Origin of the sequence: Vibrio sp. TMPB1044, assembly GCF_030442075.1 — a bacterium.
Lineage (GTDB): Bacteria > Pseudomonadota > Gammaproteobacteria > Enterobacterales > Vibrionaceae > Vibrio > Vibrio satsumensis.
Genome location: NZ_JAUJED010000013.1, coordinates 104,041 through 125,894, shown reverse-complemented (window position 1 = coordinate 125,894; position 21,854 = coordinate 104,041). Strand labels below are relative to the sequence as shown.

General features: G+C 43.9%; 19 protein-coding genes. 11 read left to right on the top strand and 8 right to left on the bottom strand.

Annotation, left to right across the window (positions count from 1 at the left end; translation table 11 throughout):
* Window positions 1-26: 26 nt before the first annotated feature.
* The 6 genes from QQ041_RS07890 to QQ041_RS07865 all read right to left on the bottom strand — a co-directional run bounded on the left by QQ041_RS07890 (window position 27) and on the right by QQ041_RS07865 (window position 7,046).
* Window positions 27-1,217: an OmpP1/FadL family transporter gene (locus QQ041_RS07890; protein WP_285953518.1), complete on the bottom strand. Its 1,191-nt coding sequence runs from the start codon at window positions 1,215-1,217 to the stop codon at window positions 27-29.
* A 390-nt stretch (window positions 1,218-1,607) separates the two neighbouring features.
* Window positions 1,608-2,831: an HlyD family secretion protein gene (locus tag QQ041_RS07885; protein WP_061017574.1), complete on the bottom strand. Its 1,224-nt coding sequence runs from the start codon at window positions 2,829-2,831 to the stop codon at window positions 1,608-1,610.
* Between the two features lie 2 nt (window positions 2,832-2,833).
* On the bottom strand, window positions 2,834-3,157 hold the full coding sequence (locus QQ041_RS07880) for an MFS transporter (RefSeq protein ID WP_146492754.1): 324 nt from the start codon (window positions 3,155-3,157) through the stop codon (window positions 2,834-2,836).
* Between the two features lie 250 nt (window positions 3,158-3,407).
* Window positions 3,408-4,835, bottom strand: coding sequence for a sodium-dependent transporter (locus QQ041_RS07875; RefSeq protein ID WP_285953517.1), 1,428 nt, complete (start codon window positions 4,833-4,835; stop codon window positions 3,408-3,410).
* 359 nt (window positions 4,836-5,194) lie between these two features.
* Complete coding sequence (locus QQ041_RS07870; RefSeq protein ID WP_285953516.1) at window positions 5,195-6,022, bottom strand: SDR family oxidoreductase; 828 nt, start codon at window positions 6,020-6,022, stop codon at window positions 5,195-5,197.
* Window positions 6,023-6,266: 244 nt separating this feature from the next.
* Window positions 6,267-7,046 (bottom strand): response regulator transcription factor, encoded by a 780-nt coding sequence (locus QQ041_RS07865; protein ID WP_285953515.1) that lies wholly within the window; start codon window positions 7,044-7,046, stop codon window positions 6,267-6,269.
* 216 nt (window positions 7,047-7,262) lie between these two features.
* Between QQ041_RS07865 and QQ041_RS07860 the strand changes: the two genes are divergently transcribed.
* The 10 genes from QQ041_RS07860 (at window position 7,263) to QQ041_RS07815 (ending at window position 18,577) form a co-directional block, all read left to right on the top strand.
* On the top strand, window positions 7,263-8,843 hold the full coding sequence (locus tag QQ041_RS07860; RefSeq protein ID WP_285953514.1) for an arylsulfatase: 1,581 nt from the start codon (window positions 7,263-7,265) through the stop codon (window positions 8,841-8,843).
* A 296-nt stretch (window positions 8,844-9,139) separates the two neighbouring features.
* Window positions 9,140-10,444: an anaerobic sulfatase maturase gene (locus QQ041_RS07855; RefSeq protein WP_285953513.1), complete on the top strand. Its 1,305-nt coding sequence runs from the start codon at window positions 9,140-9,142 to the stop codon at window positions 10,442-10,444.
* 12 nt (window positions 10,445-10,456) lie between these two features.
* Complete coding sequence (locus QQ041_RS07850) at window positions 10,457-10,993, top strand: hypothetical protein (protein ID WP_146492759.1); 537 nt, start codon at window positions 10,457-10,459, stop codon at window positions 10,991-10,993.
* Window positions 10,990-12,021: a hypothetical protein gene (locus tag QQ041_RS07845; RefSeq protein ID WP_285953512.1), complete on the top strand. Its 1,032-nt coding sequence runs from the start codon at window positions 10,990-10,992 to the stop codon at window positions 12,019-12,021. Before QQ041_RS07850 ends, QQ041_RS07845 begins: the two co-directional genes overlap by 4 nt.
* Window positions 12,022-12,084: 63 nt before the next feature.
* Window positions 12,085-13,113 (top strand): MoxR family ATPase, encoded by a 1,029-nt coding sequence (locus QQ041_RS07840; RefSeq protein ID WP_285953511.1) that lies wholly within the window; start codon window positions 12,085-12,087, stop codon window positions 13,111-13,113.
* Between the two features lie 11 nt (window positions 13,114-13,124).
* Entirely contained in the window at window positions 13,125-14,069 is a 945-nt protein-coding gene (locus QQ041_RS07835; protein WP_285953510.1) for a DUF58 domain-containing protein, read from the top strand.
* On the top strand, window positions 14,059-14,571 hold the full coding sequence (locus tag QQ041_RS07830; protein ID WP_285953509.1) for a DUF4381 domain-containing protein: 513 nt from the start codon (window positions 14,059-14,061) through the stop codon (window positions 14,569-14,571). Before QQ041_RS07835 ends, QQ041_RS07830 begins: the two co-directional genes overlap by 11 nt.
* Window positions 14,558-15,724, top strand: a complete 1,167-nt coding sequence (locus QQ041_RS07825) for a VWA domain-containing protein (protein ID WP_285953508.1) — start codon at window positions 14,558-14,560, stop codon at window positions 15,722-15,724. Before QQ041_RS07830 ends, QQ041_RS07825 begins: the two co-directional genes overlap by 14 nt.
* Window positions 15,721-17,316: a VWA domain-containing protein gene (locus QQ041_RS07820; RefSeq protein WP_285953507.1), complete on the top strand. Its 1,596-nt coding sequence runs from the start codon at window positions 15,721-15,723 to the stop codon at window positions 17,314-17,316. Before QQ041_RS07825 ends, QQ041_RS07820 begins: the two co-directional genes overlap by 4 nt.
* Before the next feature lie 151 nt (window positions 17,317-17,467).
* A complete protein-coding gene (locus QQ041_RS07815; protein ID WP_285953506.1) occupies window positions 17,468-18,577 on the top strand; it encodes a BatD family protein in 1,110 nt (369 codons plus the stop codon).
* Window positions 18,578-18,581: 4 nt separating this feature from the next.
* On the opposite strand, the gene QQ041_RS07810 is transcribed toward QQ041_RS07815, so the two are convergent.
* Both QQ041_RS07810 and QQ041_RS07805 read right to left on the bottom strand, forming a co-directional pair.
* On the bottom strand, window positions 18,582-19,547 hold the full coding sequence (locus tag QQ041_RS07810; protein WP_285953505.1) for an urea transporter: 966 nt from the start codon (window positions 19,545-19,547) through the stop codon (window positions 18,582-18,584).
* Window positions 19,548-19,629: 82 nt separating this feature from the next.
* Window positions 19,630-20,289 carry a pyridoxamine 5'-phosphate oxidase family protein gene (locus tag QQ041_RS07805; protein WP_285953504.1) on the bottom strand — a complete coding sequence of 220 codons (660 nt, stop codon included), beginning with the start codon at window positions 20,287-20,289 and terminating at the stop codon, window positions 19,630-19,632.
* Window positions 20,290-20,379: 90 nt separating this feature from the next.
* On the opposite strand from QQ041_RS07805, the gene QQ041_RS07800 reads away from it, so the two are divergent.
* Window positions 20,380-21,837 (top strand): PLP-dependent aminotransferase family protein, encoded by a 1,458-nt coding sequence (locus QQ041_RS07800; protein WP_285953503.1) that lies wholly within the window; start codon window positions 20,380-20,382, stop codon window positions 21,835-21,837.
* The last annotated feature ends 17 nt before the right edge of the window (window positions 21,838-21,854 follow it).

Below are 21,854 nucleotides of genomic sequence, written 5' to 3'. Positions count from 1 at the left end.
AGCGTTTGAAGTTACTGCGAGCAACATTAGAAAGTGAAGTTTGCACCAACGAAGTGGATGCTTCCTTCAAATTCACCTTGAATCTGAGTATATGACTTGCTGGAACGGTCAATTTCCATCGTGCCAAAGTCTGCGTATTCATAGAAAATATCGACACGAGTTGAGTTCCAATATGTACTTGCACCCAGTGAATAACGGTATTGTTCACCTACAGGTAAGTCGACCCATTGCTTCGTTGGGTCATCCTGCGGAGAAGTTTCGTAAGAGAATCCAGCTTTAAGATCCCAGTCAGAGTTAAGCTGATAATCTACGCCCACTGCGAATTTCCACACATCTTCCCAGTTACGATCTATTGCTTGTGGAAGAGCTGGTGCTGAATTTAGTGTGTCGTTGTAGACGGGAGTCTCTGAGAATTCGCTCCATTGGTGGAATTGAATGGAAGACAATAGAGTTACTTGAGCATTAAGGTCGTAGCTTGCACTGATGTCAGTTATTGCTGGAACAACAAGTTCAGTACCCACAATCGCATTGCTACCATTGACCAGAGAGGCTGAGATGTCATCAAAATCATGAATCAATTTCGAACGGTAACTAAGACCTAAAGCCCATTGCTCGGCTTTGTACATTGCTCCTGCATTGTACCCAAATGCCCAATCGGTACCCATATCAGACTCAAAGCCAGTCGTACTAACTTCAATTAAACCGTAGTTTATTTGCACACCAGCTGCGATCGACCAGTTGTCATCCAGTTGGTAGCTGATATTTGGGTTTAACTGCAGTGCCGACATGAACGCTTTATCCAAATGGTTAGCGCCGTCCCAGTCATTACCATACTCAATAGAAGAACCGCCAATCGCACCAAAATTGATTCCGATGTGTGTACTTTCAGTTACTTGACGTACATGGAAAATCCCAATCGATGGCATCAAAGTATCTGCACTTGCATCGCCATCTGGGGTGTTTAGGAGGCTGCTATCTTTAGATGCATCGGTATAGTCCATCTGGAGATACAGTGCCATCGTGTTAATGGTTGTTTTTTGTTCGCCCATGTGGCTCATGGTTGCAGGGTTGGTGTAGCCAGCAGTCGCCGTTTCAGTATAGACACCGTCACCAGCCCCTGCAGTACCAGCATTAGCAGTGACAGCTTCTTGGAGCAATAGACCACTAGCATTGGCTAAATTTGAAAAGATAAGTAAAGCGAGAGCAGTTTTTTTCATTTTTTTTCCTGCAGGTTAGCCTTGAGGGCATGGATTAATAAACTGCAGATAGTGTAAGGAAGGAGTGGTTGGAGATATTCAGTATTTTTTCCGTATTGCATAAATTTCAGATGTTCAAAATTCGCGAAATAATATGAATTAGACACGAGTATTAGCCTAAAGCTCAGCTCGCGTAGTCGGATTTCAAGAAGGATGGAAACTCAGCAGCCTATAGGGGAGGCACATCATCCTTGATGTAGCTGAGTTTCCAATATGGTTATATAGCTGTTAGTACACTACTTAGCGCAATGTGAAATGAGGTAAATGAATACTGAAAGTAGAATAAATTGACTCTTTTTTCGATGCGTAATATCTACAAAATCACAAATTTTATGAAATGTATTCATGGTCTTACATGCTATATATGAAGTAAATTTGAGCTTTCATTCGGATGATGATGCCGCGAATGACATTCAAGAAATTCAAGAATGGAATTGGTTTCTCTGCGTTAACCCAAGCTAGTCCAACGGCACCGACTGGAATGTCGTAGCCTTCAGGTTCGGTAATACGCAGACGAACAAAGTGGTGCTTGTTCATCACGTTCTTTCCTGTTGTTGCACGCACGTTGGTTTCACGAGCAAGCAAAGAACCTTGAGACTCACCTGTCGCTTCAACAATTCCTTCTACGTGAGCATTGAATACTTTACCCGGGTAAATGGCGGTAGCAAACTCGGCTTCTTGGCCAACTTTGATGTTTCTAAATGCTTGATGGTTAATTCTCATCAAGACAAACTTCTCATCGCTGTACATTTTTAGTCGAGGCATAGCACCAACAAATTGACCTTCACGAGCCATAAAGTTGGTGACATAACCATTGCTTGGTGCGTAGATCTTTGTTTGTGCCAAATCCCATTCTGATTGAGCGAGAGCGGCTTTCTTGTTTTGAAGATCGGCCTGTTTACTGATCTCGGAAATTTGTGATTTCTCGATTAGGTTTAGGTTTTTATTTGCCGTAATTTCTGACTTCTGATATTGCGACTCAATGATCGTGAGCTGGTTCTTTGCAACTTCAACGGCTGTTCGTTGTTGATCAAGGACGCTTTCTGTAATCGTTTTTTTAACTTTTGCATTCTGGTCGACATAGCGCTTTAGCGTGCGTTGTTTTAGCGTCAGGTCTTGTTTTGCTGCAGATATCTGGTTCTTGATTATCTCAATATCTTCAAGCGAAGCTCGGTAGTTTGTCTTTGCGATATCGATATCTTGTAAAGCTGCTTTATGAGCCATTTCAGCAATCGCTAGTTGCGCTTCTGCTTTGTTAACGGCGATAACGTATGAGTCATCGTCGAGCTCGTAAATCAACTGGCCCTTTTTAATTTCACTGTTCGGTGAGATGTGAAGGGCTTCAATATTGCCCGTTACTCGTGTTGAACCTGGTCGTAATTGAATATGTGGTGATTGCACAACGGAACCGCCGGATAGATCCATCGGAGCCCACGTAATAAGGCCAACCCATACGAATACAAGCCAGATAGAGCCACCACCATAAGCAAACATTTTAAATGGTTTTGTCCAAGGCACCCCAACAAGGCGAAGTAGATAAATAAACAAAGCCCAAACAGCTAAACCTTCTAACATCGTTATTCTCCTGCCTTTGTAGTTTGAGTTGGTACGGTGTCATGCCAAATATGACGAATGCGGCGTATGCTCTTTTCCGTGTCGACAAAAGCAATAATAACGGCCAGCACCCAAACCCAGTGCCAGATAAAGCCTATCCAGGTGAGAATGGTGACTAACCCCATTTGACCATGTTTCTTTTTATCTGCGTGATGGATAGGTAGTTCATGGAACTTCCAAAACGCATATAACGCGCCTAAAACAGTACCAACCAGTACCAGTCCTGATACTACGTGTAAGCCAGTGTCGAATGCAGTGTCGACGAAAGGCATGCTAATTAAACTCATAAAGCTTCCTAAAAGGGGGAATGAAAAATTAAGCTAGAGCGAGTTCACTCAAGAATAGTGAACGAGTGGAGAAATGGTACGGAGCTACTAAACAGAGTGAATCAGTAAAAATACGGGTCATGATTTTTAGTCGAGAAAAATATGATCTAGAGCGAATTTAAAGGGTAGGTGAGTGAGTAGAAAGCCAAAAATAAAGCCTGTCGTTTGATGACAGGCTTTCGTTATTCATCGCTTTAAGTCGACGCAGATTCTAGAAGCGTTTAGAAATTACCGCGGTGAGCGCGATAAATGCGATACCCATTAACATGACTTCGCCTTTGCCGCTGTCAAAACCAGCTTTCACGCCCATAAAAGCAACGATTGCGATTGCAAAAGGAATGATGTATTTAACTAAGCCGTACCAAAGGTTAAACAGAGGGAATGAAATTTCACCATTGTTGGTGATCTCATTTTCTAGGTCTTTTTTGTTCAATCTCCAGCCTGCAAAGATACAAATGAACATGCCGCAAACGGCTAAGAATATCTTGTCAGTCAATAGATCGAAGATATCGAACACGCCGGTATCGAATAACTTAGGGCCAATACCTCCCAGTGACAGTGAAGAGAGTACACACATACTGATCATCGTAATGCTTGATACCAGTACCGCTTTAAAGCGTGTCATCTGTTTCTCATCGATTAAGTACGAGACCGCAACCTCTAAAAGAGATACAGAAGAAGTGAGTGCTGCAACACTAAGGCCTACAAAGAAAAGTAGTGCGAATAGTAAGCCGATCACGCCACCCATTTCTGCAAACAGCTGAGGTACAACAACAAAAACTAAGCCAGGGCCAGCAGCAGGCTCCATGCCAAATGCAAACATTGCAGGGAACATTGCGATACCAGCCAGTAGAGCAACGCCACTGTCCATAGCAACGACCATCGCCGTCGTTTGTACTAAGTTCTCTTTTTTCTTTAGGTAGCTACCGTATGTGATCATACAACCTGTTGCTAGGCTTAAAGAGAAGAAGGCTTGTCCGAGTGCTGCAAGCACAACGTTGCTGTCTACTTTAGAAAAGTCAGGGCTAAATAAGAACTTAAGGCCAGCGCTTGAACCCGGTAATGACAATCCTTTTATCGATACGATCACCAAGATTATGAACAACATTGGCATTAGGATCTTGCCTGCTTTTTCAATGCCGCCAGAAATACCTTTCATGACGATAAGTACATTCAAAAAGAGATAGACACTCATCCACATTAAAGGCTCTACTGGTGTAGAAATGAAGCCAGTAAAGCTTTCCCCTATTAGTTGGGGAGTGTTGAGTAAGCCTGTGGCAATTTTATAGATGTAAGCGATAGACCAGCCACCGACAACCGGGTAAAACCCCATAATTAGCAGTCCACTTACCACGCTTATTACGCCGGTAAATGTCCAGCGTCGATCAGTCGCTTTAAATGCACCCACGGCTGATTTTTGTGTATGTCGACCGATAGCAAATTCCGTTAGCATGACACTAAAGCCAATGAAAATGACAAAGGCTAAGTAGATAAGAACGAAGGCGCCGCCACCGCTCTCACCTGCGGTATAGGGGAATTTCCAAATATTCCCAAGGCCCACAGCAGAACCTGCCGCTGCCATTACAAAGCCTAGCTTTGATCCCCATGTGTCTCTTGATTGTGAAAGGTTACTCGCCACAACATCTCCGAAAGTGTTCTAAATAAAATGATTGAATTTGATTTCGTTTACTAATGGTCATGAGAGCAATATGCAGTTGTGAACGTTGCACTGCTTCAAACCACCGTGCAGTGTATGGGGGGTGAAGGTGAAGCTAAACAGTAGAATTACGGTATAAGTGCGTGTTGGTTTTGCTAAGAGCCAACTTTCTAGAAAAAGGAAAAGAAAAAGACAGGTAAGAGAAATGGAACGATAGATAACCTTGGGGAAGTAGGTTCGAGGATGAATGCGGGCATCCGAATATTAGCTGAAGGTAGCTCCATGTTCCCATTCAGCTAGCAATTTAAGTGTTCAAGCTAAGTGCTCAAGTATTATCGAGTTCAAATTGACGTGCGCTTGATCAGTTTTAGAAATATAGAGCCTAGCGCTTTTTCACCGATTACTCGCTGTACCAAAGTCATTAGCTTTGCGTCTAGTGTGGTTTGGTAACTAAGCTTGGGTTTTGAATCAAACCCTGCTTTTAGCATGTGGTTTACGGTTGATTCTGGCGTTGCACCTTTTCTATACGCGTCGTGTAAGAATTGATGAGATTTGTCGACGATCACTTTATAAGCCGAAAGCTGATTGGTTTCTTTCATATCCCGTAGTTGGATTGCATCAAGCTCTGTTTGCACACAACCCGGTTCAATAGTTGAGATTTGAATATTAAAGTCGGCGACTTCTTGAGATAGCCCTTTTGCCATGCCGTTTAATGCATGTTTTGTCGCGGAGTACCAAGAGTTCATGCTGGTGGAGACACGCGCAGCAATAGAGGTAGTAAAAATGATGCGGCCTTGGTTTCTTTCTCGCATGTGAGGTAATACAGCTCTTGCAACACGCGCAGCGCCGTAAACGTTAGTATCGAAGAGGGCGTGTACTTTTTCTATCGGAGTTTCTTCAACAGGGCCTGCGATTGGGTAACCAGCATTAGAATAAACAATATCAATATTGCCTACTTCTGAGATCATTTGGGTTACAGCAGCATTTACCTGCTCTTCATCACGGACATCGATCTCTAAAACGTGTGCTCCCAATATTCTCAAATCGTGCATGTTTTCAACGCGTCTAGCACCGCAGTAAACGGTGTGACCTTGCTTGAGTAGCGCAATGACCAGATCTTTGCCAATACCTGATGAGGCCCCAGTAACAAGAACATTTTTGATTAACATAGATAAGCTCCAAGAAAGTAATTGGGAAGCAAACCTTATTATATGCCGCGACGTTTGCACTTTTATCAAATGAAGGGCTGATAGTCATTAGAAACATATTGAGATAATAGGCTTACTGATACTTTAAATTAATTTATGAGCTTGCTTTTGTAATCAGTAGTATTACGGAAATAACGCCTATTATTTGGAAGTAACAGGCGTCCTACTTAGTAGAATGTTGGAAGTGTTAGTATAGTTAGGAAGGTTATTGTTCGATTCCTAGGCCATTACGAAGTGCGAACTGAATGAGTTCTGTATTGTTCTCAAGCTCTAATATGTCGATCATACGATATTTATGAGATTCGATGGTTCGGGGGCTTAAGAATAGCTTTTCTGCACACTGTTTTGCGGTAAACCCTTGAGCGAGCAGTGTTAATACAGAGCACTGCTTAGGTGATAATAGAAGAAGCTTCTCACCTTCATTTGCATTAGTCGCTTGGTCTTGTTTTAGGTTTCGAGCCATTGTTGAGTGCTGCCAATAACACAGCCAAATATCACAAATAAGTTTGAGACGTTTCATGTCTTGATCTGATAGTGGCGATAACTCATTGTTAAATCTGGAAAAGGATAGCGCCCCCCAATCTTGACCAAACAGTTTCAGAGGGATGATGCCATGCCAACGCCCACCTTCCGTATACAGTGTTCTGAGGACGGATATCTTGTGGTCACTCATATCTTGTTCGCTAAATGTCAGCCAACGTTTTTTGGTTCTTAGTTGTTTTAGATAATCTAAATAATTGCCACTAATAAAGCTCTGTGCGTTGAGCTCTGGAACTCCCTCACGAGCGATAGTAACGGTCTTTCCGTCGTTTAGCATGATCATTGAGTTGGGAAAAAGCGTGACTCTATCAATGTCAAACCAATCTAATACAGAGTGCGCGATTCTTTGCCAAGTCATGTCAAAATCTTTGGGAGGCGAGCCTATTAATGCGTCGGATTGTTCCGTCACTAGGTCTTCAAAAGATATTTTAGTGGTATTTTTCATCAAAAATAATCAGCCTCAACAGTAATAATACTAAACAAACTAGCGTTTTTTAGGGCTACTCGTCAAACGTTTCATTATATAACCGAATATTATCGCCAACGTTTGATATATCACTATCATTTAAATCAGTAATACTACTGATTACCCAAAATCATGTTTCTTAAATAATAGCTCACGGAAAGAAATTACTTTTAAAATTACAAAAGGTCTTGAGCTATGTTCAAAAAGAAAACCTTCCTACAACTTGCGATGGGCGCCGCGCTTGCATCAACTGCAATGGCAAGTTATGCGACGACGGATACGAGCCGCCCTAACATCCTAGCTATCTGGGGTGATGATATTGGTATCGACAATATTTCGGCATATACACGTGGTCAAGCTGGTCACTGGACTCCGAATATTGATCGTATTGCAAACGAAGGCGTGTTGTTTACTGACTTCTACGGTGAAAACTCTTGTACAGCGGGTCGTAGTGCATTCATCACAGGCCAACACCCAATGCGTACGGGTTTGACAAAAGTAGGCATGCCAGGCGCTGCTGAAGGTATGCGCCAAGAAGATCCTACAATCGCAACGATGCTCAAGGCCAAGGGTTACATGACAGGGCAATTTGGTAAAAACCATCTTGGTGACCGAGATGAGCACTTACCAACGGCTAATGGTTTTGATGAGTTCATGGGTAGTCTTTACCACCTGAATGCAGAAGAAGAACCAGAACACCCAGATTACCCACAAGCGCCCGGATTTAAGAAGCGTTTTGGCCCGCGTGGCGTTATTCATTCATACGCTGATGGTCGTATCGAAGATACAGGTGCTCTAACGATTAAACGTATGGAAACTGTGGATGAAGAGTTCCTAGAAGGTGCATTAGACTTTATCGACCGTGCACACAAAGAACAAAAGCCATTCTTCTTGTGGTACAACTCAACGCGCATGCACGTTTGGACCCACTTGAAAGAAGAGTCTAAAGGCTTGTCAAAACGTGGTGGCCTTTATGGGGACGGTCTAGTTGAACACGATAACATGGTCGGTCAACTGCTTGATAAACTAGATGAACTTAAAATTGCAGACAACACAATCGTTTCGTACACCACTGATAACGGTGCAGAGAAATGGTCTTGGCCCGATGGCGCAACATCTCGTTACTACGGTGAGAAGAACTCAACGTGGGAAGGTGGTTTCCGTGTACCAGCAATGATGCGCTGGCCGAACAAAATCCCTGCGGGCTCTGTTGCAAACGAAATTGCAGCGCACAATGACTGGGCTCCAACATTCCTGGGTGCAGCTGGTGAGAAAAACATTGTTGCTGACCTGAAAAAAGGCAAAAAACTTAATGGTAAAGAGTACAAAGTTCATCTAGATGGCTTTGATTTAATGCCGGCTCTTAAGAAAGGTAATAACACAACAGCAGACAACTCTGTTGAGTGGCCTCGTAAGGGCTTCGTTTATGCAGCTGATGATGGTCATATTTCAGCCGTTCGTATGGGCGACTGGAAAGTGATGTTCACTGTGAACGAGTGTCATGGTGTTGAAACGTGGCAGTGCCAGTTCGAAGAGCTGCGTTTCCCTTACATCTTTAACCTACGCCAAGACCCATATGAGAATGCGCATAAAGATGGCGTAGGCTACCAACAGTGGCGTGTAGAGCACCTTCCATACATGTACTTGGGTGCGGCTTACACATTCCAGTTCTTGAAAACATTCCAAGAATTCCCACCACGCCAAGTTCCAGGTTCTTTCTCTATCGACAAAATCGCCGATAAGATGCAAATCTGGCAGCGAGCTCAATACCAATAATATTGAGTGACTAGCTAATAATATTGATCAATAAAGTCATATTTTTTAGTTGATAGGTGAGTCAAATCAGCCCCCGCTGAAAAGTTGATAAACCCCTAAAAAGAGCGGTCCTAGTGACCGCTCTTTTTTTGATTTCAAGAGATCTTTGGTTTTTATTAACAATGAACAGAATCCGTAATACTACTGATTACGACTGATAAGTGCTGTTGAATAATAGCCTTAGATAACCGTTACAGGTTTCCATCTTAGGGAAGTAATCGCACAGTGAATGTGAGTGAACGAGAAGAGGAATAACAATGACCCAATCAGCTCAACACAACACCATTATGTTGCCAAAAGCAGCCCCCGCGAAACGTATGAATATCATGACCAAGCCTATTGGATCAGCATGTAATATTGATTGCACTTACTGTTACTACCTAAGTAAAGAAGAGTTGTTGGGCCATGAGCGTGGCTGCGCGACTCAAATGAGCGAAGAGATGCTCGGCACCTACATCAAAACCTATATTGAGCAGCAAAATTTTCCTGAGATTGTTTTCCATTGGCAAGGTGGAGAACCGACGTTATTGGGTGTGAACTTCTTTCGTGACGTAGTCCGCTTGCAAAAGAAATACTGCCCGAAAGGTGTGAAAATCGAGAACAACCTGCAGACTAACGGGACGTTACTTAATGATGAGTGGGGCAAGTTTTTAAGCAAGAACCACTTCATGGTCGGCCTGAGCATTGATGGGCCTGAGATGATTCACAATGCATACCGTACCAATCGATCGGGGCGAGGTACGTTTAAACAAACCATGAAAGGCGTCGGCATTCTGCATAAACACAAGGTTACCTTTGCGACGCTGACTTGTGTAAACAACCTCACTGGTTCAAATCCACTTGAAGTCTACCGCTTTCTGCGCGATGAAATTCGCTCACCACAGATGCAGTTCATCCCTATTGTAGAACCGAAATCATTCCGAGAGACAGCACCACAGAAGTGGTCAGAAGGTGAGATTCTTTTTCAAGGCATGCCTGAAACTGAGCCTAGTCACCCGAATTCAATTGTCGAATCTTGGTGTGTTTCTGCTCACCAGTGGGGTGATTTCCTGTGTACCATTTTTGATGAGTGGTTAGAAAATGACATCGGCAAAGTGAATGTTCCGTATTTTGAATCTTGCGTTGAAACTTGGATGGGACGAGTAAACCCTCTTTGCACACTGGCTCCTGTGTGTGGAAAAGGCTTGGCTATCGAACATAATGGTGACGTTTTTGCGTGTGACCATTACGTTTATCCCGAGTACAAACTTGGCAATATCAAGGATGCCAAGCTCGAAGAGCTGCAATTTTCAAAAGGCCAAGAAGAGTTTGGCCGAGCAAAAGAGTCAACGTTACCTAAACAGTGCCGAGAGTGTACTTATCAGTTTGCTTGTTTTGGTGAGTGTCCGAAAAATCGCTTCATCAAAACCCTCGATGGCGAAACAGGGTTGAACTATTTGTGTGCAGGCTGGAAGCAGTTCTTCTCACATATTGATCCTTATATTTCAATGGTTGTTGCGACTATGGGCTACCCAGTGAATAAAGGCATCAATGGCGATGCAATGAAGATCAATTTTAAATAGAGGCATTATCTGATGAAACTAAAAACTATTGTGCTGCTTGTTGTTGCACTGATTAGCCAAACGGTTACCGCCCAGACCAAAGCGGTCTCACCGACAGACACTCTATTTAATCAAGGATCGGTAAAAGCTGTGATTGATATGGCTTTCCAAACTAAAAGTGAACGATATACAGAATTTGCTTCGCTTTTTAACCTTTGCCAAAAACGCCCTAATAACGCTCAATGCGATGAAAAGTACGAACTAAAACGCACAAACTACGAGATAGCTAAAGCGAATTACGATGTACTTTTAATGACTAATGAGCCGCAATTTATCACTTTGATGATGCCTCCGGTTAACTATGAAGAGTTGGTTTCTGGCTTAAAAACGTTGGGTTACTTAAGCGATAAGCAAGAAAAGGTCGAGCAAGCTCAAACACTTGAAGGGCTAAATCAATGGCTTGAATTTCATGACTTCGAGACAACGGATGAGATTTACTTTATGCATGCGCTTTTGGTAAGGGCTGAAGAGTTATCTCAACAACTGTATATAGAGCGCCATCCAATATGAAACATCGGTTAGTTAGTTGGTTAGCAGCACTGCTCATTATCCTTGGAGTATTGCTTAGTCTTTATTCTCGAGTCTCTCTGGCGAAAAATGTTCAACCTTTAAGTAATGGAAGCGCAAGCCAAGTGGCCACTGTTGCTGAACAGCGTGAGTTGTTACTCGCGGAGTATTCTCAAAATGAAGCTCTACCTATAGACCAACGTACAGCTGCGACTGTTAACTTGGGGATATATTATGGCCCGAATTCGGTTATTGCCGTCGCTAGAGCTTCACGCTCTGAACATCCGCAAATGCGTTTGGCTGCAATACAAGCCGCAGAACAGTGGCAGGGTAAAGCAAAGTGGGATGTTGTCTACCCATTACTTGATGATGTTGACCGCGATGTTGAAGCTCAGGCTGTCCGAACTTTGATTATTCTTTGGCCGCAGTTATCCGGCGAGTACCTCGACCGCTTGGCTCCGGCAATCGATAGGCACCTAACCTTACTCTCCAACGATCTTGATGGTGATTTAGAGCGAGCTTGGATCTACACCTTACAAAGCAAATTTCAACAGGCCGAGCTGATCTACTTAGATCGATATGAAAATCATAAAGAGCCTAGGGTTGCTATTGCTTACGCAGAGTATTTAAAAGGCATTGATGACGATGAACACGCTCAGTCTATTTTAAAGCAAACGTTGATAGAGTTTCCTGAATCGGCGGCATTGCATTATAGCCTTGGCCTGTCTTACTTGCGAACTGGGGAAAGCGTGAAGGCGCTACGTCGCCTGAGAAATGCGTATGAACTTGAATCGATGAACGGTTCTTATGGATACACTTACGCGACTTTAGCGCGAGAACATGATGCTGAGGCTGCGATTAATGTCTATCGGGCTATCTATCAAGATCATGAGCAACCAGCCTATCTATACGCTTTGTGCGACACCTTATTAGTTGCAGGACAAGATGCGAACCAGTGCCTTGCTGAACTTGAATCTGTCGCACCTCAAGATGTTGTATCGAAACTAAAAAAACTCTATCTGCCAAATTAAATCAACGCTGATATACCTATTCAGGAATTACAGCTTATTTAGGTAGCCTTACAAGGTAACTTTATGTCTACAGATACTCGAGCAGCCATTTGTCAGTTAATTGAACTGACGAACCAATCCATTATCGGTCAAGCTCATGTCACACAATCAATGATGATTGTGTTGTTGTCGGGTGGGCATCTTTTATTGGAAGGGCTTCCTGGAACGGCAAAAACTCGCGCCGCTAAAATATTGGCGGAACAATTGAATATGGCTTTTAGCCGTGTGCAATTCACTCCCGATCTGCTTCCTTCCGATGTAACTGGTACTCAGATTTATCATCAAGAGCAGTCGAAGCTGACGTTCCAACCTGGGCCTATTTTCAGTTCTATGGTGCTGGCTGATGAAATTAACAGAGCACCAGCCAAAGTGCAGGCCGCGCTTTTAGAAGCGATGGCTGAAGGTACAGTGACGGTTGCGGGTGAAACCATGCCACTGCCAGAACCCTTTTTTGTGATAGCAACGCAAAATCCCGTTGAACAAGAGGGCACATACCCGCTACCAGAGGCGCAGATGGATCGCTTCATGATGAAAGTGAATGTTGGCTATCCAGAGCGAGACTCTGAAATGTTGATTATTGATCTAGTGCGTAAGGAAGAGCTCGCAGTAATGGATGAGGAAGTGAATAAGAGTATGGATTCAGGAACGCTACAACAAGAACAAAATGAATTGCTAGCTGCGGCATTTGAAGGCGGTGTTGAGCACATTGCAGCTGGTAAGGAGGCGGTAAAACGCATCCATACCTCGCAGCCCATTAAGCAATATATTGTGGATCTTGTTATGGCGACGCGCTTCCCACATTTGTACCCGGATTCAAATTTAGATAAGTGGATTGATGTTGGCGTAAGTCCTCGTGCATCAATAGCACTAGACAAATGCAGCCGTGCTCATGCTTGGTTAGCGGGGCGTGATTATGTGACTCCAGATGACGTGAGAACGGTCGTGGGCTCGGTATTAGGTCACCGTATTACTCCAAGTTTTGATGCATTGTCGAATTCGGTGACCGCAGAACAGATAGTTGATGAGCTATTGCTCAATGTGCCTCTTTCTTAGGGAACGTTGTTATGAAGGTGTCCGATGACGTAAGGGTTGTTAGCTCGTTTGAATCTCTGATGGCGACAAAATTGAAGTCGACAGGTTTCTCGTTGCCACCCATAGCTAAAAGCCGTTCTCGACAAGCGGGTAACCATTTATCTCGTTACCGTGGTCGAGGGCTTAACTTTGAAGAGTTTCGACACTATCAAATGGGTGATGATATTCGCAGTATTGACTGGAATGTCACACAGAGGATGCTTGAACCTCATGTAAGGGTTCAAAGTGAAGAAAAAGATCTGCCGGTGGTGTTGCTCGTCGACCAACGCAGTAGCATGTTCTTTTCATCGGTTGATACCATGAAATCTGTGGCGGCAGCTCAAGTTGCTGCTTGCTGTGCTTGGAAGGTATTAAAAGACAGTGATCGCATTGGAGCGTTAATCTTTTCAAATGAGCAGTTGTACTGGCATAAACCACAACGTCATTCAGCACATGTTGCACGAATTCTTCAGTCTCTGGCACTCGCGAATCAAGATTTGTCTCGTGCAGAACATAAAAGTAAAGAAGTCTCAGGTTCAGGGTTATCCGATGCTTTGACTAAGCTAACGCAGCAAAAGCTAAAGGGTTGTTTGATCGTGATGATCAGCGACTTCAATGATGCTACAGAACAAGATGTTCAACGAATCAAATGGTTAAAGCAGCACAATGATTTGATGGGTATCGCTGTCAACGACCCTATGGAATTGGAACTTCAATTTTCTCAACCGATTCATATCAGTGATGGTGAGTGGCAGCTATTGGCTGATACCTCATTGAACGAGAAACTTCATCGATACAACCAAACAATCCAGCAAGGCTACCAAGATATCCATCAGTTATTGAGTGCTGGTGGAGTTGATGTGGTTAGATTAGACACGTCTGGTAACCACATCGCTGATTTTATTCAAAAAATGAGTGGGGGCTACTGTGTCCGATAATCGAGTTTTACTCAAAGGTTTTATCGATCCTGCCTCTACTGTTGATGTCAGTTGGTTGCCAACAACAATTGGTTGGAAAGCCACATTTGTTCTGATCTTAGTGTGGGGGGCTTGGAAATCGTTCCACCTTTTTCACTCCTACAAAGCGAACAAATATCGTCGTCTGGCGGTAAAAGCGATCAGTAGAATTAAACAAGACACCATTGATAATCAGCGCCAGCAACAAGAGTTACGCAGAATAAACAGTCTGTTGAAGCAAGTAGCTTGTTGTTCGTTTCCTGGAAGTAAGGTCGCGATGCTCAGTGGCAATGAGTGGGGGGAGTTCCTCACTGTTTCTTCACCGCATCAGGTTTTTGACCGAACGCTTTTATTGCAATGGCAGCAAGATATCTACAAGCCCGCATCAGATTATAGCTGGACCGAAAGTGAATTAAGTCAGATTCGTTTAAGCGCCATTGCGTGGGTAAAAAGCCATGTGAGGGGGACGGATGATCGAGTTTGAATACCTTTGGGTCTTTGCCTTATTGCCCTTGCCGATTCTTATCTACTCTTTTGTTCCGAGCCATCAAACTCCTCAAATTGCCTTGAAAGTGCCTTTTTTTGATGCGTTGACATCAAGTTTAGGTCTGAGTGCTGAGAAAGGATCAAACCAGATTAAGGCGGGTATTTGGCAACGCTCTTCTCTGATTCTAGGTTGGCTTTTAGTCGTACTGGCAGCTGCAAAACCTGTTTGGCTAGGGCCTGAAGAGACGAGAGAGCTAGCTGGGCGTGATGTAATGATTGTTTTGGATCTGTCGGGCTCTATGGCAACAGATGATTTCTCTAATCGTGCTGGTAACCAAGTGACTCGTTTGGCGGCCTCAAAAGAGGTGTTGGACACGTTCAGTCAAAAGCGAAGTGGCGACCGACTCGGCCTGATAGTATTCGGTGATTCTGCTTTTTTACAATCGCCCTTTACGGCTGATCACACCGCATGGTTAGCGCTGTTAAATGAAACCGAGCCCGCAATGGCAGGGCAAAGTACCCATTTGGGCGATGCAATTGGACTCGGTATTAAGACATTTCTTTCCAAGAATCAGAAAGACAAGCAGGAGCTGCCATCCGGCTTAGATAGCGCTCAACCTGATCAGCTTTCTTCTGAAGACCTTGTTCCTGAAAACTTAGATCATCAAAACCTAGATCATCAAAACCTTGCTCCTGAAAAACATGAGCATGAACGCCTTACTCACGAACATCTTGGCCGAGATCACTTGATGATTGTACTTACCGATGGCAATGATACCGACAGCTTAGTGCCGCCGATTGATGCCGCGAAAGTGGCTGCTGCGCACAACATTAAAATTCATCTTGTGGCAATGGGGAGCCCGAACACTTCAGGTGAGCAAGCGATTGATATGGAAGTCATTGATACTGTTGCCAAGTTAACGGGAGGGCAGAGCTTTCTAGCGATGTCACCTACTGAGCTGGATAACGTATACGACACCATCAATGAACTCGAACCTAGTGTGTTTGAAAGTTACCGTTATCAGCCAAAACAAAGCCTTCATTATGTGCCTTTGCTTATCGCCTTCATCTATCACTTAGTGTTTATGGTGGTTCGATCTGTTTTGCGACTTCGTATCACGTCTGAGACTCTAAAAGCGAGGGCTTTATGATGGGAAACTTTCATTTTATTCGCCCTGAATGGCTGCTATTAATCGTGCCACTTGTTGTGGTGTTGATCATGAACTGGCGCCGCAGCCAAAAACAGAATTCGTGGGTAACCCATTTGCCCAAGCACTTGTCTGATGCTTTGCGTGTTGGAGAGTCGTCTCGTGTTAAGCACCTTCCGATCTTTTTGCTCAGTGTCATCTGCTTGGTCGTGATAGTGATTGCTTCTGGGCCAAGTTGGTATCGTCAGCCTTCGCCTTTTGCAGAAGACACTACGCCTTTGGTAATTGTGCTTGATGTCTCTGAGTCAATGTTACAAAAGGATGTTGCGCCAAGTCGTCTGTTTAGAGCAAAGCAAAAAATAGCGCGGCTTATCGCCCTGCAAGGCAAAGGGAAAACCGCGTTAGTCGTCTATTCGGGCTCCGCTCATTTAGCGATGCCTTTAACGCAAGATATTGCGGTGTTTAAGCCTCTATTAGAGGCTATTCACCCCGAAGTAATGCCAAGAGAGGGGAAGTTTGCGGAATATACCTTACCTATCATCAACAAATTGGTATCTGAAACTGACAATGCAACAGTATTGCTGGTGACCGATGCCGTTAATCAACTGGCTTACCGTGAGTATCAAGGTTATTTCAAGGAAAAAGGCTATCAACTGCTTGTTTATGGTGTTGGCAATCAAGATGTTCCATCCCCGTTACCTATGGAAATTGAAACTCTATCGCAATTAGCCAGCTCTGTGCATGGTGACTTCGTTGCTTTTACTCAAGATAACCAAGATATATATAACCTTAGTGGGAAAGTAACGTCTTTTGCTGAGCTTTCAGCAGACCAAGCTGAGCCTTGGTTTGATGCAAGTTACCCTTTGGTGTGGGTGGTGCTGGTACCGTATTTATTGTGGTTTAGAAAAGGTTGGCTAGTTCAATGGTGCGTTGTGGTTTCTCTATTTTATAGCGCGACTTACAGCCCTAATTTATACGCAGCAGAGTTTTCGTTGGTCGATATTTGGCTGACTAAAGATCAGCAGGGAGCTCTGTATTATCAAGATCAAGAATACCAACAAGCCGCGCAAATCTTTGAAAATGAGTACTGGAAAGCAACGGCCTATTACCAAGCTGGCGAATACGAAGTGGCACAACAATTCTATATGCGCAGTGATACCTTACAGGGGCAATTAGGTGCGGCGGCTTCATTAGCGAATCAAAAAGAGTTTGTTGCGGCAAGGTCTTTGTATCGAGAGATCTTGGAGCAAGACCCTGACAGTCAAGAAGCACTTCATAACTTAAAGATTGTTGAAGATGTGATTGCTTATATTGATAGTTTTACGAAGGAACAATCGAAAAGCAATGAACGTCAGGTGAGCCGAGAAAATGGTGATAAGCCAGAACGCTCGGATGGTGTAAAGCAGCAAGTAGAACAAGATCAAGTGATTCAAGAAGTCTTATCCGCTGAACAAATCTTGAGTGATCCAGGCGCCAACGAAAAATGGATGAAGCGAGTTCAGAGTGATCTATCGAGCTTTATCTCAACCAAGTTTGCATTGCAGTATCAGCAAGGGGTGGCTAACCAAACGGAGTGGAAAGATGCAGCTAAGTAGGTTATTTCAGCTTTTGTGTTTGGTCATTAGCTTAATGAGTCATTTTGCTTGTAGCCAGCCTAATACCCACAGTCAGAAGCTAGCTTCGCTCTACGATCAAGGCAATGTGAGGCTTAACGTGTGGTTGAGCCACGTCAGTTCGGGTATTGCAGTGCATGAGCAGGTTACTCTCAATATTGAAGTGATGACAGACACATGGTTCACCAAAGGCACCAAGGTGCACCGTATCGAGGTTGATAATGCGGTCGTGTTGCCTATGAGTTCTTTTGCTGTGAACTCCACAGAACGTATTGATGGGAAAGTGTACTCCAAACAACTCTGGGAAATTGTGCTTTACCCATTACATAGTGGAGAGTATCAAATCCCTCCTGTCGCGCTTGAGATTGGCGTAAAGCAGGGCAGTAATAATGTTGATGGGGTGGTGATGACGAAGGCTTTGTCTTTCAATGCTCATAAGCCTTCTGCCAATATGACTTCTGATCACAAATGGTTAACAGGTGCTGAAGCTAGGCTAAAAGAAAAGTGGACGCTTGTCTCTCAAAATGAAAGCACACAGGGCTTGGAAGAACAGCTCAGTGTAGGCGACGCGATCACTCGTGAAATTACGTTATCCGCGCATGACACCATCAGTGCACTTTTGCCGGAAATCACGACACTCCCTGATTCCTTAACGAGTCAATTTTTGGTATATCCTGAATCAACTCAGTATCGAGATGATGAGCAAAGGGGTGTGCGTCAGGCTCAAAGGTTAGAAAGGGTGACTTATATAGTGAACAACGCTGGCCAGGTTACGCTTCCTGCGGTTAGCGTTTTTTGGTGGGATTCAGAGTTTCAACAGCAAAGAACTCTTGTCTTACCTGAGCGAAGTTGGCAAGTGTCGCACACCTTTGCTTCTTTTGTGGAGCAGTACAAGGTGCTATTGGTCGGACTCGCTGTCATCGTTGTTCTTGTGATTTTGAGTACAGCATTGTTGTACCGCTATGTTAAAGCAAGGCCTAAGAGCAAATGGTTTTGTTTAGCTCAAGCTATCTATAAGAAAGATATACCTTTGTTCGAGAGCTCGATTTATCTGGTTTTACTGGAGCATTTTCAATCTAGAGTGCTGGCCCCCAGAGTAGAAACGGTCGAAGGTATTGAGATGATATGGCAAAGATATAAGGAAAGCTCTGAGCATGAAAAACTACGAAAGAATGAATGTTCTCGATTAGTCTTGTTTAAAGTACTGATAGCTTTCTCTTGTCAGCTAAATCAGGCGGATTAAACCGTTAACTGGTAACGCGATTTTTTTTCATCACTCCAGACAGATAGACAATCCCCCAAGTACTTAAAACAAAAGGGGCGGTGAGTGGCAGTAGTGACAGTTCATGAAAGCCAAGTGTCACAAGGGAGCTCAAAAGAATGCCTAATAGGATTAACGGCCAAGAGATCCGCGGATAGAGCACAAGCGCTAGAGTGGCAAGAATGGCGTTGTACCCATAAAGACCTTGGGCAACCAGTTCGTTAGAAGCACCAATCATCTTACTAAAAATGGTGCTCATTATTACTGCTAGCACAACCCAAGTGGCATGCTTTAGGTTGTTAAGCGCGATGGCGATTAAGATAACGAGCCCTGACAACGCATTGTCTATAAAGCTGACTTGGCTGATCCCTTTTAACAACGGGATCACCACTGTCGGTAGGTTGAACCACGAGTTTGCCTCAAAACTGATTATTGGTATCAATACGGAGTTGGATGGAGAAAATGCCGATAGATCCAAGGTCGATTGGATAGCATAAATCAGCCAAGAGGTGAGGATAAAGGCGCTAGTGTAACCGTGATATTTCTTAAAACTGAATACGATGCGGGCAATAGGTACTGTGAGTAATGCGCCTAACATTGTCACTACAACCAAAAATGGTGTGACACCAAAAAAGTTACCGATAAATAAACCCATTAAAGCGCCATTTAACGCATACATACCACTATCAATATCGTAAGCTGCCTTGTTGGTGTTGGTGTTGGTGTTGGTGTTGGTGTTGGTGTTGGTGTTGGTGTTGGTGTACATATAGCAATAGAAGGCTAATGCATAGCTGCAACTGGCGCTAATCAAGGTAAGAAAAGCCAGTGCAATTGATTCAATAGAAATGGCAAGCAATAGCAAAATCGACGTCATAACAGACGGTGTGAAATAGACTTGCCCAATGCCATTGAGCAAGCTTTGAAATGGTGGAATATCCTTATTCGTTCTCATCGTCTGACTACATTATTTTGCTATGTTGAATCTTTGTATCTCAGATTGTATGCAATTTTATTAAGTTGACCATCTTTGTGTATCAATTCTGATACCAGCGCTCACCATAGGCTTGTTGGTAATCTGGTGTTTCAATGATGCCTTCTTGCTCTGGAACTGTCTCCAATGGCCCTACAACCGTTCGATAAGGTAATACGCCAGCCCATACTGGGATATCCATATCAGTCTTATCATCATTCACGCCATGTTTACCAATCTTCACGGAGGCTTCCGTTAAAGGTATTGCCAATAGCTCGGTGGCGGTGAGCTCTTTCTCATTACTGAGCCTGACTTCATCGGTTCTGCCCGGCGCGATTTGCTCAATGAAGATGTTCAATAAGCGATCTTTTTCTTGGTTGTCCTCGATGACTGAAAATGACCCCAATACCACAGCAGAACGATAATGCGCACTGTGATGAAATGCCGAACGGGCCAACACCCAACCATCGAACAAAGTGAACGTTAAGCAGGTTGGGTCTCCCTTTTTCAGGTCTCTCAATAAGCGACTGTTTTTGGCCCCATGAATGTAGACCATGTTATCCACTCGCCATGCGAGCATCGGGATAACCATTGGGCCTTGTTCGCCTTGCAGTGCAATGTGTGCGATTAAGCTTTCGTCGATGATTTGATGCAGTTTCTCTTGTTCAAATACGGCTTTGTGAGCCCCTTTTTTAATCGTGGTTCTTTTCGTGTTAGATAACATAATCGCTCCTTAATCATTGCCTTTTGATTAATGTAGCGATTAACTGGTCTATTAAATAGAGCCACTTTTAAACACTATTTGGATCCAGTTATGCAGCCTATTGATGTCGGTGACTTACAGTTAGACGAGCAACATGACACACGTCAAACCGCCTTGTTCCAAGCGATCAGAGAGAAGATCGTTCAAGATTTATGGAGTAAGGGCAGTAAGTTACCTTCAACACGTAAGTTAGCCGTCGAGTTATCAGTGAGTCGAAATACGGTGATTTATGCGTACGAACAACTGGTCACCGAAGGCTATATCGAGAGCAAGCAAGGTTCAGGGTTTTATGTGTCGGTTGAACAGCCCGAGCACTTCCTAAGTTTGTCTCAGACAAACAGTGTTCAGGATGTACAGGTTAGGCACGTAACAAGTAAACCGAGTGCAAACATAGCGACACCTAACGACATTAACCGCAGCTTTGCCCCCGGAGTTCCTGACTTAGATGCATTCCCTTTTGCTAAATGGCAGAGGCTGCTGCAACGTCACTCTACACGTCAGAGCATTGCGGGCAATCAAGAGGTTCAGGGAAGCTTGGCCTTGAGAGAAGCGTTGAGCGGGTATCTTGCGAGTAGTCGATCGGTTAATTGTAGTGCCGATAGAATCATCATCACCGCTGGTGCGCAGCAAGCCATCTCAATCGGTTTGATGGCGACGTTAGCGATGGGCGACAAAATCCTTGTGGAAGAGCCCGGCTATCGACAAGTGCATAAAATTATCGATCTGTTGAGGCTAGAGCTAGACGGTGTGAGTGTGCGTGAAAAGGTTGGGTTAGATACTGAAAAAGTGTTGTCCAGTAATGCTAAGGCTCTCTATGTCACGCCAAGTAACCAATACCCAATGGGCACGACCCTCAATATTGAGCAACGCCTCAAGTTGATCGATTGGGCTAACAAACATCAGTCATGGATCATTGAAGATGATTATGACAGTGAGTTCCAGTTTGCTCATCGCCCTTATACCAGCATGCAAGGTTTGGCGGGTAAGTTAGGGTTCGATGATCGCATCATCTATGTCGGCTCTCTGAGTAAGGTGATGTTCAATGGCCTGCGATTAGGTTATTTAGTGGTGCCTGCAAATCTCGTGGCAAAGTGTCTTGAGATTAAAGACGCGCTCACCGGAGACACGGCGTCCCATACACAAGAAGCTTTGGCGGATTTTGTTCGCGAAGGCGATTTATTGCGTCATATTAGAAAGATGCGTCGTTCATACAAACTCAAGCATGAAGTGATGATAGAAGCGATTAAAAGTGAGTTTCATGGCGATCTTGAAGTGATTAGCCAAGCGGCAGGGTTGCATGTGACAGTTAAATGGTCGAACGGAATATCAGAACAGGAATGGAACCGTAGAGCAGAGCTTGAAAATATCATCATTCGTCCTTTTGACTTTTATGAATATGGATCAAGTGATGTTCGTGATTGGAGTGGTGCGGTGTTGGGGTTTGGAAATATCCGTTTGGCTGACATAAAGCCGAAGATCAAACAGATCGCTCGGCTTTTTTATCAGTAATATTGGTAGGGCTTGCT

Excerpts from the sequence above, each read along its gene's own strand:
- QQ041_RS07810 (WP_285953505.1), bottom strand. The coding sequence starts at position 19,547 with ATGAGAACGAATAAGGATATTCCACCATTTCAAAGCTTGCTCAATGGC.
- QQ041_RS07885 (WP_061017574.1), bottom strand. The coding sequence starts at position 2,831 with ATGTTAGAAGGTTTAGCTGTTTGGGCTTTGTTTATTTATCTACTTCGC.
- QQ041_RS07835 (WP_285953510.1), top strand. The coding sequence starts at position 13,125 with ATGAAGGTGTCCGATGACGTAAGGGTTGTTAGCTCGTTTGAATCTCTG.
- QQ041_RS07820 (WP_285953507.1), top strand. The coding sequence starts at position 15,721 with ATGATGGGAAACTTTCATTTTATTCGCCCTGAATGGCTGCTATTAATC.
- QQ041_RS07845 (WP_285953512.1), top strand. The coding sequence starts at position 10,990 with ATGAAACATCGGTTAGTTAGTTGGTTAGCAGCACTGCTCATTATCCTT.
- QQ041_RS07850 (WP_146492759.1), top strand. The coding sequence starts at position 10,457 with ATGAAACTAAAAACTATTGTGCTGCTTGTTGTTGCACTGATTAGCCAA.
- QQ041_RS07800 (WP_285953503.1), top strand. The coding sequence starts at position 20,380 with ATGCAGCCTATTGATGTCGGTGACTTACAGTTAGACGAGCAACATGAC.
- QQ041_RS07855 (WP_285953513.1), top strand. The coding sequence starts at position 9,140 with ATGACCCAATCAGCTCAACACAACACCATTATGTTGCCAAAAGCAGCC.
- QQ041_RS07890 (WP_285953518.1), bottom strand. The coding sequence starts at position 1,217 with ATGAAAAAAACTGCTCTCGCTTTACTTATCTTTTCAAATTTAGCCAAT.
- QQ041_RS07865 (WP_285953515.1), bottom strand. The coding sequence starts at position 7,046 with ATGAAAAATACCACTAAAATATCTTTTGAAGACCTAGTGACGGAACAA.
- QQ041_RS07825 (WP_285953508.1), top strand. The coding sequence starts at position 14,558 with ATGATCGAGTTTGAATACCTTTGGGTCTTTGCCTTATTGCCCTTGCCG.
- QQ041_RS07870 (WP_285953516.1), bottom strand. The coding sequence starts at position 6,022 with ATGTTAATCAAAAATGTTCTTGTTACTGGGGCCTCATCAGGTATTGGC.
- QQ041_RS07805 (WP_285953504.1), bottom strand. The coding sequence starts at position 20,289 with ATGTTATCTAACACGAAAAGAACCACGATTAAAAAAGGGGCTCACAAA.
- QQ041_RS07860 (WP_285953514.1), top strand. The coding sequence starts at position 7,263 with ATGTTCAAAAAGAAAACCTTCCTACAACTTGCGATGGGCGCCGCGCTT.
- QQ041_RS07840 (WP_285953511.1), top strand. The coding sequence starts at position 12,085 with ATGTCTACAGATACTCGAGCAGCCATTTGTCAGTTAATTGAACTGACG.
- QQ041_RS07880 (WP_146492754.1), bottom strand. The coding sequence starts at position 3,157 with ATGAGTTTAATTAGCATGCCTTTCGTCGACACTGCATTCGACACTGGC.